At 34.4% G+C, this 17,331-nt stretch carries 18 protein-coding genes; 11 read left to right on the top strand and 7 right to left on the bottom strand.

Annotation, left to right across the window (positions count from 1 at the left end):
* The 4 genes from Q1V95_RS00220 to rocD form a co-directional block, all read left to right on the top strand.
* Positions 1-134 (top strand): 50S ribosomal protein L32 (locus tag Q1V95_RS00220; RefSeq protein WP_300668873.1); only part of this gene is annotated, 134 nt, incomplete at its 5' end.
* A 108-nt stretch (positions 135-242) separates the two neighbouring features.
* Entirely contained in the window at positions 243-719 is a 477-nt protein-coding gene (gene accB, locus Q1V95_RS00215) for an acetyl-CoA carboxylase biotin carboxyl carrier protein (RefSeq protein ID WP_300668867.1), read from the top strand.
* 91 nt (positions 720-810) lie between these two features.
* Entirely contained in the window at positions 811-2,169 is a 1,359-nt protein-coding gene (accC, locus tag Q1V95_RS00210; RefSeq protein ID WP_300668864.1) for an acetyl-CoA carboxylase biotin carboxylase subunit, read from the top strand.
* Between the two features lie 78 nt (positions 2,170-2,247).
* Positions 2,248-3,489, top strand: coding sequence for an ornithine--oxo-acid transaminase (rocD, locus tag Q1V95_RS00205; RefSeq protein ID WP_300668861.1), 1,242 nt, complete (start codon positions 2,248-2,250; stop codon positions 3,487-3,489).
* Between the two features lie 33 nt (positions 3,490-3,522).
* Here rocD and Q1V95_RS00200 read toward each other — a convergent pair whose 3' ends face one another.
* Together Q1V95_RS00200 and Q1V95_RS00195 are read right to left on the bottom strand one after the other, a co-directional pair.
* Positions 3,523-4,584, bottom strand: coding sequence for a glycosyltransferase family 1 protein (locus tag Q1V95_RS00200; RefSeq protein ID WP_300668859.1), 1,062 nt, complete (start codon positions 4,582-4,584; stop codon positions 3,523-3,525).
* Positions 4,585-4,597: 13 nt separating this feature from the next.
* Complete coding sequence (locus tag Q1V95_RS00195) at positions 4,598-5,722, bottom strand: glycosyltransferase (protein WP_300668857.1); 1,125 nt, start codon at positions 5,720-5,722, stop codon at positions 4,598-4,600.
* Between the two features lie 80 nt (positions 5,723-5,802).
* Between Q1V95_RS00195 and Q1V95_RS00190 the strand changes: the two genes are divergently transcribed.
* Positions 5,803-6,618, top strand: a complete 816-nt coding sequence (locus tag Q1V95_RS00190) for a DUF6492 family protein (RefSeq protein WP_300668854.1) — start codon at positions 5,803-5,805, stop codon at positions 6,616-6,618.
* 3 nt (positions 6,619-6,621) lie between these two features.
* On the opposite strand, the gene Q1V95_RS00185 is transcribed toward Q1V95_RS00190, so the two are convergent.
* The 3 genes from Q1V95_RS00185 to Q1V95_RS00175 form a co-directional block, all read right to left on the bottom strand.
* Positions 6,622-6,828 (bottom strand): hypothetical protein, encoded by a 207-nt coding sequence (locus Q1V95_RS00185; protein WP_300668853.1) that lies wholly within the window; start codon positions 6,826-6,828, stop codon positions 6,622-6,624.
* Positions 6,792-7,874: a hypothetical protein gene (locus Q1V95_RS00180; RefSeq protein ID WP_300668851.1), complete on the bottom strand. Its 1,083-nt coding sequence runs from the start codon at positions 7,872-7,874 to the stop codon at positions 6,792-6,794. The genes Q1V95_RS00185 and Q1V95_RS00180 overlap by 37 nt, the downstream gene beginning before the upstream one ends.
* 200 nt (positions 7,875-8,074) lie before the next feature.
* Positions 8,075-9,013, bottom strand: a complete 939-nt coding sequence (locus Q1V95_RS00175) for a glycosyl transferase family 90 (protein WP_300668848.1) — start codon at positions 9,011-9,013, stop codon at positions 8,075-8,077.
* A gap of 263 nt (positions 9,014-9,276) precedes the next feature.
* On the opposite strand from Q1V95_RS00175, the gene gltX reads away from it, so the two are divergent.
* Together gltX and Q1V95_RS00165 are read left to right on the top strand one after the other, a co-directional pair.
* Positions 9,277-10,791 (top strand): glutamate--tRNA ligase, encoded by a 1,515-nt coding sequence (gltX, locus tag Q1V95_RS00170; protein ID WP_300668846.1) that lies wholly within the window; start codon positions 9,277-9,279, stop codon positions 10,789-10,791.
* 74 nt (positions 10,792-10,865) lie between these two features.
* Positions 10,866-11,822, top strand: a complete 957-nt coding sequence (locus Q1V95_RS00165) for an acetyl-CoA carboxylase carboxyltransferase subunit alpha (RefSeq protein ID WP_300668843.1) — start codon at positions 10,866-10,868, stop codon at positions 11,820-11,822.
* A gap of 84 nt (positions 11,823-11,906) precedes the next feature.
* On the opposite strand, the gene Q1V95_RS00160 is transcribed toward Q1V95_RS00165, so the two are convergent.
* On the bottom strand, positions 11,907-12,461 hold the full coding sequence (locus Q1V95_RS00160; protein ID WP_300668840.1) for a DUF6759 domain-containing protein: 555 nt from the start codon (positions 12,459-12,461) through the stop codon (positions 11,907-11,909).
* Between the two features lie 137 nt (positions 12,462-12,598).
* On the opposite strand from Q1V95_RS00160, the gene tsf reads away from it, so the two are divergent.
* The gene (gene tsf, locus Q1V95_RS00155) at positions 12,599-13,420 is read left to right on the top strand and encodes a translation elongation factor Ts (protein ID WP_300668837.1); all 822 of its coding nucleotides are present in this window, start codon (positions 12,599-12,601) and stop codon (positions 13,418-13,420) included.
* A gap of 56 nt (positions 13,421-13,476) precedes the next feature.
* Here the strand turns inward: tsf and Q1V95_RS00150 are convergent, their stop codons facing one another.
* Complete coding sequence (locus tag Q1V95_RS00150; protein ID WP_300668834.1) at positions 13,477-13,938, bottom strand: Lrp/AsnC family transcriptional regulator; 462 nt, start codon at positions 13,936-13,938, stop codon at positions 13,477-13,479.
* A gap of 145 nt (positions 13,939-14,083) precedes the next feature.
* Here Q1V95_RS00150 and Q1V95_RS00145 point away from each other — a divergent pair, with 145 nt between their 5' ends.
* The 3 genes from Q1V95_RS00145 (at position 14,084) to Q1V95_RS00135 (ending at position 17,168) form a co-directional block, all read left to right on the top strand.
* Positions 14,084-15,289 carry an aminotransferase class I/II-fold pyridoxal phosphate-dependent enzyme gene (locus Q1V95_RS00145; protein WP_300668831.1) on the top strand — a complete coding sequence of 402 codons (1,206 nt, stop codon included), beginning with the start codon at positions 14,084-14,086 and terminating at the stop codon, positions 15,287-15,289.
* A 148-nt stretch (positions 15,290-15,437) separates the two neighbouring features.
* A complete protein-coding gene (locus tag Q1V95_RS00140) occupies positions 15,438-16,115 on the top strand; it encodes a VCBS repeat-containing protein (protein ID WP_300668828.1) in 678 nt (225 codons plus the stop codon).
* A complete protein-coding gene (locus Q1V95_RS00135) occupies positions 16,116-17,168 on the top strand; it encodes an FG-GAP-like repeat-containing protein (protein WP_300668825.1) in 1,053 nt (350 codons plus the stop codon).
* The last annotated feature ends 163 nt before the right edge of the window (positions 17,169-17,331 follow it).

Here is a 17,331-nt window from a genome sequence, read left to right as displayed (position 1 = left end):
CTCCTCAATTAGCTAAAGACGCTACAACTGGAGAATTACACCTTTTCCACAGAGCGCATTGGCATGAAGGAAAACTATACTACAGAGGAAAAGTAGTATTGGAAAAAACAGTAGAAACTACTGAAGAAAACTAAGATATTTTACATAAAATATCTTATTCACGACATAAAAAACCACTCAATTTGCTCAAAATCGAGTGGTTTTTTATTATCTTTGACTTTCAAAATTAATTTACCTATAATATGGATATTAAAGACATTCAAAATCTAATTAGATTTGTTGCAAAAGCAGGTGTATCTGAAGTAAAATATAAAAACAAGGACTTCGAAATTTTTATTAAGACACCACTAGGTGGAGAACCAGTAAGTTACGTTTCTCAACCAGTTGCTTATCAAGCGCCAGTTGCAGCTCCTCAAGCAGCTCCAACTTCTGCACCAGCAGCGAGTACAGCTACTGAATCTGCTGATGACGACAGCAAATTTATCATTATCAAATCGCCAATGATTGGTACTTTCTACAGAAAGCCATCACCTGACAAAGATGTATTTGTTAATGTTGGTGATAGCATTACTTCTGACAAAGTTGTTTGTGTAATCGAAGCAATGAAATTATTCAACCAAATCGAAGCTGAAGTTAGCGGAAAAATCGTTAAGATTTTAGTTGATGACGCTACACCAGTAGAATACGACCAACCATTATTCTTGGTAGATCCATCGTAAGCAATTTTAGATTGTAAATTATAGATTTTAGATGTTTTTTGACATTTAAAATAATTTAAAATTCAAAATTTAAAATTTAAAATTCTAAAAGATGTTCAAAAAAATATTAATTGCAAACCGTGGCGAAATCGCAATGCGAATTCTACGTACCGCAAAAGAAATGGGTATCAAAACGGTTGCAGTATATAGTACAGCAGACAAAGATAGCTTACACGTAAGATTTGCGGACGAAGCAGTATGTATCGGTCCTGCGATGAGTAAAGATTCTTACCTAAAGATCCCTAACATCATTGCAGCAGCAGAAATCACTAATGCGGACGCGATCCATCCTGGTTACGGATTCTTATCTGAGAATGCTAACTTTTCTAGAATCTGTGCCAACAACAATATCAAATTTATTGGAGCAACGCCAGAACAAATTGAAAAAATGGGTGACAAAGCTACAGCTAAAGCAACCATGAAGGCAGCAGGAATCCCTTGCGTGCCAGGTTCTGACGGACTAATCGATTCTTATGAAGATGCTAAACGCATCGCGAAAGAAACAGGTTATCCAGTAATGATTAAAGCAACTGCTGGTGGTGGTGGTAAAGGTATGCGTGCCGTTTGGAAAGAAGAAGACCTAAAAGAACATTGGGAATCTGCTATCCAAGAAGCTGTTGCCGCTTTCGGAAACGGTGGTATGTACATGGAAAAACTTATTGAAGAACCTCGACATATCGAAATTCAAGTTGCTGGTGATCAATATGGAAAAGCTTGCCACTTGTCAGAAAGAGATTGCTCTATCCAAAGAAGAAATCAAAAGTTGATTGAGGAAACACCATCTCCATTCATGACAGATGAACTTCGTGAAAAAATGGGTGAAGCTGCTGTTAAAGCTGCTGAATTCATCGGATACGAAGGTGTTGGTACAATCGAGTTTTTGGTAGATAAGCATCGTAATTTCTACTTTATGGAGATGAACACTCGTATCCAAGTAGAGCATCCAATTACAGAGCAGGTTATTGACTACGACCTTATTCGTGAGCAAATTTTGTTAGCGGCTGGAACGCCAATTTCGGGTATCAATTACTATCCAAAATTACATGCTATCGAATGTCGTATCAACGCAGAAGATCCGTATGCGGATTTCCGTCCTTCACCTGGAAAAATCACTGGATTGAATATCCCTGGTGGTCATGGTGTAAGAGTTGACACGCATGTATATTCTGGTTACGCAATTCCGCCAAACTACGACTCTATGATTGCTAAGTTGATTACAACAGCGCAAACAAGAGAAGAAGCGATTGCAAAAATGAAACGCGCTCTAGAAGAATTCTACATCGAGGGTGTTAAAACCACAATTCCTTTCCACAGACAATTATTAGAAGACGAAGCTTTCTTGTCTGGAGATTACACGACTAAATTTATGGAGTCTTTTGTTATGGATCGTAAATACGAGTATAGCATTTAAGATTTTAAATAAATACGAAATTGCCCAGCCTAGGTTGGGCATTTTTTTTAATTTTGACAACCACGAAATTATTTAATAATGGAAAACAATAAAGATTCAAACTATTATATTGAATTAGAAGAAAAACATGGTGCTCACAATTACCATCCACTACCAGTGGTTTTGGAAAAAGGTGAAGGCGTTTTTGTTTGGGACGTAGATGGTAAAAAATATTATGATTTTCTTTCAGCTTATTCTGCGGTAAATCAAGGGCATTCGCATCCGAAAATTGTAAAAGCTTTAACAGACCAAGCGCAAACTTTGGCTTTAACATCAAGAGCTTTCTACAATAACAAATTAGGAGAATACGAAAAGAAAATTACTTCACTTTTCGGTTTTGATAAGGTTTTACCGATGAATTCTGGAGCAGAAGCTGTAGAAACTGCTGTTAAATTAGCTCGTAAATGGAGTTATGAAGTGAAAGGTATCTCAGAAAATGCTGCAAAAATCATCGTTTGCGAAAATAACTTCCATGGAAGAACAACTACAATTGTTTCTTTTTCTAATGACCCAGATGCTAATTTAAACTATGGTCCTTTTACACCAGGTTTCATTAAAATTCCTTACAATGACTTAAATGCTTTAGAGGAAACTTTAAAAGCTGACGCTCAAAATATCGCTGCATTTTTAGCAGAACCAATTCAAGGTGAAGCGGGAGTTTATGTTCCTGATGAAGGTTTCTTGAAGGGCGCATCTGAACTTTGTAAAAAATACAATGTTCTTTTTATTGCAGACGAAGTACAAACTGGAATTGCAAGAACAGGTGAGTTAATTGCCTGTCACCACGAAAACGTACAACCCGATATTTTGATTCTTGGAAAAGCGCTTTCTGGCGGAATGTATCCAGTTTCAGCGGTTTTGGCAAATGATAATATTATGAATGTTATCAAACCAGGTCAACACGGTTCTACGTTTGGAGGAAATCCTTTGGCTTGCGCTGTTGCAATCGCTGCTTTGGATGTTGTTGAAGAAGAAAAATTATCGGAGCGTTCACAAGAATTGGGTGAACTTTTCCGTTCTGAAATAGAGAAACTAATTCAAAAAACAGATTTAATAACAGCTGTTCGAGGAAAAGGTTTGTTAAACGCTATTTTAATTAATGATACTCCAGAAAGTTCTACAGCTTGGAATCTTTGTGTCGCTTTAAAAGAAAATGGCCTTTTAGCAAAACCAACACACGGAAACATTATCCGTCTTGCACCACCATTGGTCATCACAAAAGACGAATTATTGGATTGTGTGAAAATCATCGAGAAAACAGTTTTGGAATTTAAGAAATAACAAAAAAGTGGCTCTCTTAGGAAAGCCACTTTTTTATCGCAGAACTTTTGAGTAAAACTCGAGATAGTTAAAAGCCATCACTTTGTAGTCAAATTGCTTCGCCCAATCCTTTATTTTATTTTCTTCTAGAACTTTATTTTCGTGGTAGAATTTCATTTTATCTTGATAAAACTCAGCCATTTGTTTGGCTTCAAAATTATCAAAATAATAAGCAGCATCCCCGCCTATTTCGGGAAGACTTGTATACTTTGAAAGGAAAACTGCTTTACCAAAAGCCATTGCTTCAATTGGGGGAATACCAAAACCCTCCGCAATGGACGGATGGCACATTGCTTCGCAGTTTTGGATTAACGCATATTTTTCCTCTTCGGATACATTTCGAAGGAAATGAACACGATCTGCAAGATTTAATTCTTTAATAGTTGCTCGGACTTCACTAGCATAAGGCTCTTTTTCTGCGGACGCCAATAAAACTAAGTCTTCATTAATATAAGGCAACATTCTAACTAAAGAAATTTGATTCTTTTTATCAAATAAAACACCGATATTAAGAATGTATTTTTTCTGTTTTAAAAACTCAAACTGTCCCAAATCGTAATCCTTGGCATCTGGAAGTTTGATTCCGTTATGGATAACATGAAAAGCTTTGAGTTTATTTAACTTAAATAATTGTTGATTTTTCTCAAAATCAGTTTTTGCATATTCTGAAATGAAAACAATATAATCTGCATTTTTAACATTGTTATTGACCTTAGTCAACATTTTTTCTTTCTTAGAATCGGAAAGATTTTCGTGTAAAAAATTAAGATCATGTAAAGTCAAGATTTTAATCGTCTTTTTATAATCCTTTTGGAAGTAGGACGAAAGCTGATGACTTACATGGACAATATCATATTTATCACTAAAATTTTCATAAAACTTATGCCATTTTTGCCATTGACGCTGACTTTCCGAATTGGCGAATTTTCCGAAAAAACTGAGATCAAGATTACAATTATTGGCTTCTAGACCAGCTCTCAGATTCCGAAATACATTAGCAATTCCAGAATACGGATAACGGAGTCTCTCAAGATCTATCAGGATTTTTTTTCTCATTCAATAACTTTTACTAGCCAAAAATTTGACTTAAAATTTCGTCCTCTTTAGTGGGACTATGATTGTTTACAAAATAAGAAACAGCTTCGTCTCTAGTTTTATTGTAAAAATCATCATTTATTAATAGTTTCTTAATTTGGTTTGCAAAATCCAAACCAGTATCTGCAACCAAACAACCATTGTCAACTTTGTTAATAAGTCCATCGACACCGCGTCTATTGGTAACAACAGGAATCCCGTAGGACAAAGCTTCTAAAACTTTAATTTTGATACCTGTGCCACTTAACATTGGACAAATGGCAATTTTTGCGTGATTATAATAATCTTCCAAATCATCGACCAAACCATGTTTAACAACATTTGGATAATCTCCTATCACCTTACAAATTTTTCCAATGACATGAATTTTAACATTTTCTAAATTTGGTAAAACATATTCTAAAAACCATTGGATTCCCTTTACGTTATGAGGATTATCACTTGCGACAAACAATACATCATACTTAAAATCTTGGGTATGATTTTGAAATTTCACAGGAAAAGAGATCGGCATCAATGTCACTTTTTTATCAGTGAATTGCTCAAAAATGTACTCTTCCTCCACCGAATAAGTCAAAATATTATTGTAATAACGCAAAAGATTCATTTCATCTTGAAACAATTTTCCGATTTTATTTTTTTTGTGACGACTTTGTGCTGTTATAAAATCATGAGTATCGATAATTTTCGTCGTCGTATTTGGAAAATAATCGCCCAACTTTGCCCAAGATGCATAGCTGATAACTGCAATATCGAATTGGGATTGTTTTGCGATATTTCCGAATTCCTTTCTTAGGATAAAGCTCGTAATATCAATTGAATTTTGCTTGAATAAATTCGGGATTTTGTAGAGAAAAAGGTATTTAAAAAAACGTTTTTTGTATTTTTTTTCAAGCAGTTCCAATTTAATATTTGGAAATTTGTCTTGAAACAAAAGCACGTCCTTTTCTGTCCATTGCCCCCAATCGCGTAATGACACAAATGTGACATCAAACCGCACATCATTAAAATAAGAAAGCATCTGGTTAAGACGTGTGATATTCCCTGCTTTGCCAGAGATTGGATTATCTGGCATAAAATAGAGGATTCGTTTTTTCAAACTTTAATTTTTTTTTGAATATACAAATATGGATATTTGCATTGAATACAGCAAGAATCTAGCCTTAATTATCGTTCAAAATGCATAAACTGATTTTATTTATTAAAAGTTATCGTCGAGATTTTGAAGCTGTCAAAAATCTGCTTCAATCTGTAAGTAAGTTTAACAAAGAAAATATCCCTGTTTATCTTTCTGTTAATGACAGCGATTTTGACTTCTTTAAAGAAAATATCAACAGCGAAAATTTAACATTAATAAAAGATGGTGATGTTATTAACTGTAACATTAAAGATGGTTGGCGCTATCAACAAGTTATTAAAGCCAACGTCTATCGACTAGGTATTTGCAAAAACTATCTTTGTATAGACTCTGACTCCCAATTTATTCGGGATTTTTATTACTCGGATTTTTTATATGATGACGACACACCTTACACCATTATGCATGAGTCCAAAAGCTTTTTGGAAACGATGGAAAACATAGGCAAAGATTCGGACAAAATTTTCTTTAAAGAAGCGCTGAAAGCAACGCGACCTTTGTTCGGAAACAAAGGAAAAGAATGGGATTATGGACCATCTCCTTATTTGTGGAGTTGCAAAGTCTGGCAACACTTCAATGACGTTTTTCTAAAAGAGCGTAACCAAGATTTCATGAATTTCTTTAACGAGATTGATGCGATAACCTCGCCGTCAGAATGTATTATCTATGGTGAATATTTATTAAAAACGAGATTAATTGACATACTTCCTGTTGAAGGATTCTTTAAGGTATATCACTTTCAGGAACAATTTAATTTGGAGAAAAAATTCCATAATCTTGAAAAATTAAGAAAAAATTATCTTGGTGTAATCTTCCAAAGCAACTGGAAAAAGAAGAAAAAGTTTTTGTTTTGGTAAATCCTATTTTGCCAAAGCCTCATCCATTTTTTTCTTACTCAACTGAAACTCTCGATAAGTGAAAACTCCATTTTTGGTGGCAACGACTGCACCAAAATTGATATGTTCACCATCACTTGATTTCGGAAATACCGAAGATCGATATGCATTGTACTCCACCATCATCTTAGGAATTACCTTAAAGTTGACACCATCTTTAGAGAAAGCCAAGTACAAACTTTCTGCAGTAAACTTTTGACATCTCCTACTGCAAGACATAAAAAGTAATAACCATCAACATACGAAGCTTGCAGATGCCAAGGCGAGTAATTAGCATTAGTTTTGGTCCAAGGCTTATTGATAAAGTTGACAACTTTGCTTTTATTAACAAATGAAAAATCTAAACCATCTTTCGAAGTTCTTTTTACAACAAAAGAAGCTTCATCACCGGGAAAATTTGCATTTGCATTATTCTGTACCTCGTAGCTTGTGTAACTTCTACCATCATATACAAAACTTGGTGACAACAAAAGATTATTCTGTGGAGAATACGGAGCATTGCTAGTATACAAAGCCTCTAATGGTGTCCAGTGGATACCATCTGTAGAAGTTTGTCGCACGATTACTCTTTGCGCATCGACAGATAATTTATTGTTATTATTTTGTGATTTAGCTCCTCGTTTTGCCAAAACCGCAGCTTTAATGAAGCTTGCACGATAATACAAATAGAACTTATTATTTTCATAAAGCAAATCAACGTCCGACCAAAAACCTTGTTTTGGCGCTTTGTCACCATCTGACATACTTTCCTTCATCGAAGGAGCAAATTGTAAAGGATTTTTTAAACCTTTGGGAACTTCCCAATTAAGTCCATCATTTGAGGCTACAATTGTAGGATTCTCATAAGGTGTTGACGACCTCTGTGCTCCAACGGACCCGAAATACGGCGTAAAAGCCATCCAATATTTGTAGCCGCCAAAAGCCTTTTCAAAGTAGACAACATCTGGATGACAATAGGCAGGATTTGGCTGATTAATATTCTTAATTAAGTTACTGGTATTATTTCCAAATGAATTAGCATTGGCATTAACATCAATATTAATAACGCCAATATCTTTTGTAAAATCCGCCAATGGCGCGTAGGCAACCAGATTATCAGGATTTTGAACTTCTGACTCTGGTGCTAGGAAATCACCACTTTTTGAACACGAATTAAATAAGAAAAAAACACTGCAAAAAAGAATTGTTTTCTTCAGAAAGATTAATTTTCTAGACATAAAAAAATCAAAAATATTAAATGCTTTAACCAATAATCTTAAATTACAAATCATTATTGCCATGAAATTAAGTGTTCGGTTTAACTACAAAAATTGATTTAATTCTAAAACTATGTATTAAAAAATTAAAATACAATTTCACAACTAATTTTAAGTTTTTTTTAATTTTTTATTAATCTTTAAACAAAAACCCACACAAATCACACAACAATATCAAAATATTTTTTAAGAACAAGCAAAGATATTAAATCTTCCAATTTCTTATTATTAAATTTTGTTCTAAATTCTTTCGCAGCATCAATGATTAATTTTGCCTCATTAGGATGATCAAGGTAATACTGCATACGTTCTTCCAAATCCGAATAGTCATCAGCAATCTGGACATAATGTTGGTTAGGAATTAAAGTACCTTCCATATACCATGTTTCCATTTTTAATTTTGGAGAAATAGCTAAAGAATTGGAGCACATGATCCACTTGAGATTAGTTGCAACATCGTTGCCTTCTAGACTCAGAATGAATTTGTTTTTTAAATGTTCGTGAATCGAAATCTTGGGTTTTAACCATTTGGAATCGCCGCCCTTTTTATTAACTTGTCCCAAATCGCATATAGGATGCTCGAAATATATTTTGAAAAAATCAATACGATGTTGTTGATGTACAGCTGCCCGACCAATTAATTTATCCGACTTCGACTCGAAATCTCGAGGATCAACAATCTTAACAAAATGTCTAGCTTTATCAAGATTTAACAAAACGTTATTTTCATTATTACCATCAATAGGACGACTTTTCGTAATCATTGGAAACGACAAAATCTTGTCAACATCGCCGAACGTGAAATCTATTAACAGATTTGGATCAAAATATTTGGCATACTCATACGTATCAAAATAGTAAGACTTGGGTGATTTGGGATTTTGTAAATCTTTGATTTTAGTACCCGACTTTTCGAAATTGTGCTTTCCCGACAACTTATTATAATAAGCGACACGATATTCAGCAACATCCAAATCCTTTTTACTCAAAGTTTTTGAAAGTGTAGAAATCTTTTTTTCAAGACTTTCCCTAAGAAGAAACTTTGCCGAATAACCTTTAATATAGAATAAGAATTTGTTTTGCTTTTCTACTTTTGTCATGATACACACCTATTTACAACTGATTCATAATTCTACCAAAGCTTTCCAAACTGCAGTACCATGAAAACTAAATTAAATTTCAAAATTCTTTTAATTTAGTTAACTACTTGTATTTTTAACATAGTCTGCTTACTCTCCAAATATAAATTAAAAATACATATCAAAATAGATATAAAAATTTTAGCAATAAAAATTAAACACGTTCCTAAAACTAATACATTCGATTCAAAATTCGTAAATTTGCACTCTAAATTTTTCAAACAATGGAAAGAGTAAGAGTCCGTTTTGCGCCAAGTCCTACAGGTGCTTTGCATTTGGGTGGTGTAAGAACTGCATTATATGATTATCTTTTCGCTAAACATAATGGAGGCGATTTTGTATTAAGAATTGAAGATACAGACACGGCAAGATACGTGGAAGGTGCTGAAGATTACATTATGAAATCTTTGGAATGGTGCGGATTAATCCCTGATGAAAGCCCAATCCACGGCGGACCTTACGGACCTTATCGTCAATCGGAAAGACGTGATATTTATGATAAATACACTGAGCAAATCTTAAAAACGGATTACGCTTATATCGCTTTTGATACTCCAGAAGAGCTAGATGCGATTCGTGCTGAATTTGAGGCTAAAGGTGAGGTTTTCGCTTACAATAATTTTACGAGAAATCGCATGAAAAATAGTTTAACACTTTCTAATGAAGAAGTTGAAAAACTAAAAGCAGATGGCATTCCGTATGTTGTACGTTTCAAAATGCCAGTTGGTCGTCAATTGAATATGGAAGATATTATCCGTGGAAATTTTAGTGTAAATACGGATACATTGGATGATAAAGTTTTGGTAAAAAAAGATGGAATGCCAACTTACCATTTTGCCAATATTATCGATGATCACGAAATGAAAATTTCACACGTTATTCGTGGTGAAGAGTGGTTGCCATCTATGGGACTTCACGTTTTGTTGTACGAAGCAATGGGTTGGGAAGCGCCAGAATTTGCACATTTATCATTGATTTTAAAACCTGAAGGAAAAGGAAAATTAAGCAAAAGAGATGGCGCTAAGTTTGGTTTTCCTGTGTTTCCGATGGACTTCAAAGATCCAGAAAGCGGTGATGTTTGGAAAGGATACAAGGAATCAGGTTATTTCCCAGATTCATTCATCAACATGGTAGCATTGTTAGGTTGGAGTCCGGCAAATGATAGAGAAATCTTGACAATGGATGAAATGATTTCTGAATTTGATCTTCACAAAGTTCACAAAGCCGGTGCAAGATTTAACCCAGAAAAAGCAGTTTGGTTTAACCACGAATATTTAATTAAAAAATCAGATGCAGAAGTTTTAGAATTGTTCAAAGATTTGGATGAGGTTAAAAATTCAAGTTTAAATGATGATACGTTGTTAAAGATTGTTTCTTTGATGAAGGAAAGAGCTAGTTTCATTAAAGATATTTACAATGATAGTAAATTCTTCTTCGAAGCGCCAACTTCTTACGACGAAAAAGCGAGCAAAAAAGCTTGGAACGAAGAAACAGGAAATCTTATGCAAGATTTTGCAGGCATGCTGAGCAGAGTCGAAGCATTTGAGCCAGAAACGCTTAAGCAAGCTATTCATGATTTTGCAGAAGCAAAAGGACTTGGAATGGGCAAAGTTATGATGCCACTTCGATTAGCTTTAGTAGGAGAATTAAAAGGACCAGATGTACCAGACATTCTTTCAATTCTTGGAAAAGATGAGAGTATTTTGAGACTTAAAAACGCGATTTCTAACATTAAATAATACATTTCGATTTTTAAAAAATTTAGATGTTATAAAAAAACGCTATTTTTGAAAATTGAATTCTTATACAAACAATGGAATATTTAGATTTTGAACAACCGGTACAAGACCTTATGGCGCAATATGACAAATGTGCTCTAGTAGGTGAAGAAAGCGGTGTAGATGTTAAAGAATCTTGCAAAAAGATTGAAGATAAAATTCTTGCTACCAAGAAAAAAATATACGGAAACCTAACGCCTTGGCAACGTGTGCAACTATCTCGTCACCCAGATAGACCATACACTTTGGACTATATCAAAGGAATTGCTGATGAAGATAGCTTTGTAGAATTGCACGGCGACCGTAATTTTGGTGACGATCCAGCGATGGTTGGTGGACTTATCAAAATAAATGGCGAAAGTGTCATGATTGTTGGGACTCAAAAAGGTAGAACAACTAAAGAAAGACAACATCGTCGTTTTGGAATGTCGAATCCAGAAGGTTACCGCAAAGCTTTACGTCTAATGAAGTTAGCAGAGAAATTCAACATTCCTATTGTAACTTTGGTCGATACACCAGGAGCTTATCCAGGTCTGGAAGCTGAAGAACGCGGACAAGGTGAAGCCATTGCAAGAAACATCTTAGAAATGTGCCAAATGAAAACCCCAATTATCACCATTATTATTGGTGAAGGTGCTTCGGGTGGTGCTTTAGGTATTGGTGTTGGTAACCGCGTCTATATGTTAGAAAATACTTGGTATTCCGTTATTTCGCCGGAGAACTGTTCAGCAATTCTTTGGAGAAGTTGGGAGTACAAAGAAACTGCAGCGGCTACAATGAAGTTGACTGCGCCTGACATGTTAAAAGAAAAATTGATTGATGGCATTATCCCGGAACCACTTGGAGGTGCACATTATGATCCAAAACAAACTTTTGAAAATGTTAAAGAAGTTATTTTAAAAGACATTAAAACATTATCAAAACATTCTGGAGATCGACTAATGAAAGATCGTCAAGAGAAGTTTATCGATATGGGAGAATTCAAAGGTTAGAAAAAAACAAAAAACGCTTCAGAAATCTGAAGCGTTTTTTTATGCCTTAATCTTTTATCACTTTTTGAAAATGTTACTTGCGATTTATTTAACACCTAAAGTAATTACAGTATTTGCGTTAATAGTTTTGCTGGATGTATAAGATGCACCACAGATGGAAGTTGTAATGTTGTAGTTTCCTTTTTCAATAAGGATATAGTTTTGATTCTTAGAAGAAACATTGAGGTTGTAGAATTTTTTACCATTAATTTTAACAACCAATTCGCATGCAGAACGATTCACAATTTGCAAAACCGTTTCCTTGTTATTCTTATCATTACTAAATAAGTTGGTCAAAACAGCGGCTGTCTTTTCTGCACTCTCCGAAGTTTTGGATTTATTGATATTCTTTTCTAATTTTTTTGGAGTTAAGTTCGAAATCTTAGGTTCAGCAGCAACATCGCCGCCTCCAGAACCACCAACATAGCGCATATTCATGAGTTTCTTTTTTAATTCAGGAACTTTAGGATGTTTAGGATTGGCCGTTATAAAAGACTGCACAACATTAGGATCATTAGAACTCATCGCCGCAAAGACACTTACCTGCGCATAGTAAAGTCCTGTAAGCATCATTAAAACAAATAAAAATATTTTCTTCATCGTAAGCAAAAATTACATTCACATATATTTAACGTAGAATCTATCTTTTTAGTTTGTGGATATTTTAGTATATTTGCCACGCTAAAAAAACGATTAAATATATCACTTTTTTTAAAATTTAAAAAATCATTACAAATATGTATACACCAGTAGCAGCAGACGTAGCAAAGCTAAGAAACACAACAGGTGCAGGTATGATGGACTGCAAAAAAGCATTAGTAGAAGCAGAAGGTGACTTCGAAAAAGCAATTGAAATCTTAAGAAAAAAAGGACAAAAAGTTGCAGCTAACAGAGCTGACAGAGAGTCGACTGAAGGTGCAGTTATCGCAAGAGTTAACGAAGATAACACGTTAGGTGCTATTATCTCTCTTAACTGTGAGACTGACTTTGTTGCTAAAAACGAAGCTTTCGTAGAGTTAGCTTACGAATTGGCAGAAATGGCTATCACAGCTGCTTCTAAAGAAGAGTTATTGGCTACAGATTTCCACGGAATTACAGTTGCTGATAAATTAATCGAGCAAACTGGTGTTATCGGAGAAAAAATCGAAATCGGTGCTTTCGAAAGAATCGAAGGTCCTTTCGTAGGAGCTTACATCCACGCTGGTAACAAAATCGCTGCTATCACTGCTCTTTCTGCAAAAGTAGATGGCGCTGAAGAAGCTGCTAAAGCTGTTTCTATGCAAGTTGCTGCGATGAATCCAATCGCACTTGACGAAACTCAAGTTTCTCAAGAAACTATCGACAAAGAATTAGAAATCGAAAGAGATATCTTAACTAAAGAAGGTAAACCTGCTAACATTATCGATAACATCCTTAAAGGTAAAATGCAGAAATTCTACAAAGACAACACTTTGGTACACCAAGCATTCATCAAAGATGGTGGTATGTCAGTAGCTGATTATGTAAAGTCAGTTAACGGTGATCTAAAAGTTGTAGGATTCGTAAGAGTTAGCCTATAATCCTAGATTAGGTCATAAAAGCAAAAAAAACCAGTCAATTAATTGACTGGTTTTTTTTATATGATAGAAACTGCTGTTGTTGATTTAACTTCGCCAATGACAAAAGCACTGTGTGAACTTCCAATATGTTTAACAACCGTCAATTTATTAACAATAAAACTTCGATATTCTTTAATATTAGCAACACCAATTTTTAGAATATAATCGAAATCTCCACTCACATGGAAACAATCCATTACTTCTTGTAAGTCTAAAATTTCCTTTTCAAATTCTTGAAGGTATTCTTTTTTATGCTGTGTAAGCTTGATGTGACATAACACCACAAAATCACGATTAACTAATTCTCGATCAATTAAAGCCACATATTTTTTTATCACTTTATTTTTTTCGAGCTTTCTAATTCTTTCGTAGACTGCCGTTGCCGAAAGGTTAAGTTGATTAGCAATTTCCTTTGTCGTCATTTTCGAGTCTTCTTGGAGAAGCATTAACAACTTTTTGTCTGTATCATCAAGATTCATAAAATATTCTATTAGGGTGTAATTTAAAATCAAATCTAAGCAATATTATCTAACAAACAATACATATAATGTAATATTATCCAAATATCAATTCACATATTGTAATATTTAATACTTTCTGCAATATTTGTATAAAATAATCAACGTGAATACATTCGATCCAGCTAATAACATACAAGACTTACAATACTTTGGGGAATTTGGTGGTGTTAATCCTTCCATTTCTGATAGTTCGACTTACACCTTTTTGTCGGCTAAAACAATGTTTGATACCTTCGAAGGCAATACCGATGGTTGCTATCTTTACTCGCGCCACTCCTCGCCTAGCAATTTATATTTGGGTGAAGCTTTGGCACAAATGGAAGCAACAGAAGCTGCGAATGTTACTGCCTCTGGAATGGGCGCAATTACCTCAGTATTGATGCAACTTTGCAAAGCTGGCGATCACATTGTATCCAGCAGAACAATCTACGGCGGGACTTATGCATTTATGAAAAATTTTCTGCCAGATTATAATATTAATACAAGCTTTGTTGATATTACAAAATTGGATTTGGTAGAGGCAGCCATTACTCAAAACACAAAAGTATTGTATTGCGAATCTGTAAGCAATCCTCTTTTGGAAGTTGCCGATATTGCCGCTTTATCACAACTCGCTAAGAAGCACAATCTAAAATTGGTTGTTGACAACACGTTTTCGCCTTTATGCATTTCACCCAAAGAATTAGGTGCAGACGTCGTTATCCATAGTTTAACAAAATTCATTAACGGAAGTAGCGACACTGTTGGTGGCGTTATCTGCGGAACGCAAGATTTTATCAACGATCTTAAAAATGTAAATTCTGGCGCTTGTATGCTCCTTGGTCCGACGATGGACAGTCTTCGTGCCGCTAATATTCTTAAAAACCTAAGAACGCTTCACATACGAATGAAGCAACACAGCCACAATGCACTTTATCTTGCTGAAATGTTCGAAAAAGATGGATTAGTTGTTAAATATCCAGGTCTACAATCACATAAAGACCACCAACTTTACAAATCGATGATGCGTGAAGAATATGGTTATGGCGGACTATTGACTTTAGATGTAGGGACAACCCAAAAAGCTAATGAAGTCATGGAAATGATGCAACATGAAAACCTTGGCTATCTTGCTGTAAGTCTTGGATTTTACAAAACATTATTCTCGGCTTCGGGAAGTTCGACATCATCAGAAATCCCCGAAGAGGAAAGAAAAAGTATGGGATTATCGGATGGACTTATTCGCTTCTCAATTGGCCTAGACAATGACATCAAACGTACTTACGAAAAGATGCGCGCTTGTTTGGTTTCAACACAAATATTACACTAAATCATTTTCTAATACTAAAGTTAAGTTTTCCCAAGTCTCAAAAGGCTTGGGATTTTTCTTATGACAACAATCATAAAATTATTTTATAATCGTCAATTCATAAAATCTACATTTATAATATTAATTTAGAGCAAATAAAAATAACGTTATGAAATTAAAATTTTCTTTTTTGTCAGTTTTCGCTATGGCTGCATTTTATCAAGGGCAAAACTTTGTTGAGCAAACCACAAACTTTAAGGACTTTTACTACAGCTCGAGTAGTGTTGGCGATTTCAATAACGATGGCTTTTTGGATATTGCAATTACAGGTGCAATCGATAGTGACGAAGACGGCAATGTTGACACCACGGTAACATATATCTATAAAAATATTAATGGGAAGTTAACTGAACATCAAGTCCTACAAGCGCCTGTACATCTTGGTGACATAAAATTTATCGACATTGACAATGACGGTGATTTGGATATTGTAAGTGTTGGTCTTAGTTACCAAGATATTGTTAATCACAAAACATATGTCTACATCAATAATAATGGAAGTTTTGTCTTAGACAAAAGCGATGTAGGCAAAATATACAGTTCGATAGAATTAGCCGACTTTAACCATGATGGCAAAATGGACTATTTCATAAATGGTGTTGAGTATCAATCTGGAGTTGGAATTGTTTTCGAAATGGATTACTATAAAAATACAGGTGGTAAATTCCAAAAAAATAAAAACTTCTTACCAGGCACACAAAATGGAAGCTTCAAAATAGTTGATTTCAACAATGATCAACATTTAGATTTCCTAGTTTCTGGCCTAGACAAAGATTATCAGCCATAATTGTACATCAACGATGGCGAAAAACTTGTTGAAGCGCAAAATTTCGAACCTCTTACACAAAGTTCTTTTGCAATAGCAGATTTTGATGGCGATGGATACCAAGATATTGTGGCAATTGGCAGCAATGAAGATTACGATAATGTTTTCAGATATTTTAAAAATAATGGAGATGGTAGTTTTACCCAACGAGACACTGATATAGAAGGTGTAGCAAATGCAAGTGGCTCCAAAGCAATTGATGTGGGAGACATTAACAAAGATGGATATCCTGATATTATATTAAGTGGCGATAATGATGAAAACGAAGCTGTTACCAAAATATATACTTATAACCCAACATCAAAAAACTTCGAACTTTTTGAAGAAGAAAATATTACACAATTAGGTGGTGTTACCAATGTTCAATTGGCAGACTTTAATAATGACAATAATTTGGATGTATTTATTAGTGGTTTTGACTGGGATGCGACCAATTATCCTTCTGTTACAAAATTGTATACTAATGATAACAACCTAATAAATACCAAGCCTACACCTCCAACAATCCTTTCTCATACTATTGCGGGAAAAAAATTAAATCTAGAATGGAGCGGCGCTACAGATGACAAAACTCCAGTCGATGGTCTAAAGTATAAGATAAGCCTCGGTACAACTAATGACAAAGCTGACATTGCAAAATATATTGTAACAACTAAAAAATGGTTTTTAGAACTTGAAGAATTACCGCAAGATATCTATTGGTCAATAAAAAGTATAGATGCAGGAAATCAATTTTCAAATCAATCAGAAGTCAAAAAAATATCGAACCTTGCGACCCATGAAAGCAATGTGGAGGCGTTAAACATCTATCCGAACCCAGTAAAATCCACATTAAATATTGACTCGAATAAAAAAATAAAGTCAATTTCAGTATATGATATATCTGGAAAATTACTTAAAACTTATTCAGCATCAGCACAACTAGATTTATCCTCATTATCAAGAGGAAGCTTCCTTCTGACAATACATTTTAGTGATTCATCTGTTGCAAACAAAAAAATTATCAAAGAATAAAAACACAAAAAACCATATCACTATTTTTCAAGGAAAGGCTTTTGGGACTATCTCATAAGCCTTCTCCATTTCGTAATATCGAAAATTGAAGTTGTTGTTATAGAAATCATTAAAGCAAAAAAACTCAAAGCAAACAAATAGTCGTTTGCCTGATCGTAACACA

The sequence above is a fragment of the Soonwooa sp. genome (assembly GCF_030151385.1).
Classification (GTDB): Bacteria; Bacteroidota; Bacteroidia; order Flavobacteriales; family Weeksellaceae; genus Soonwooa.
Note: the sequence above shows the minus strand (reverse complement) of the source record. Positions and strands in the feature narration are given on the sequence as shown.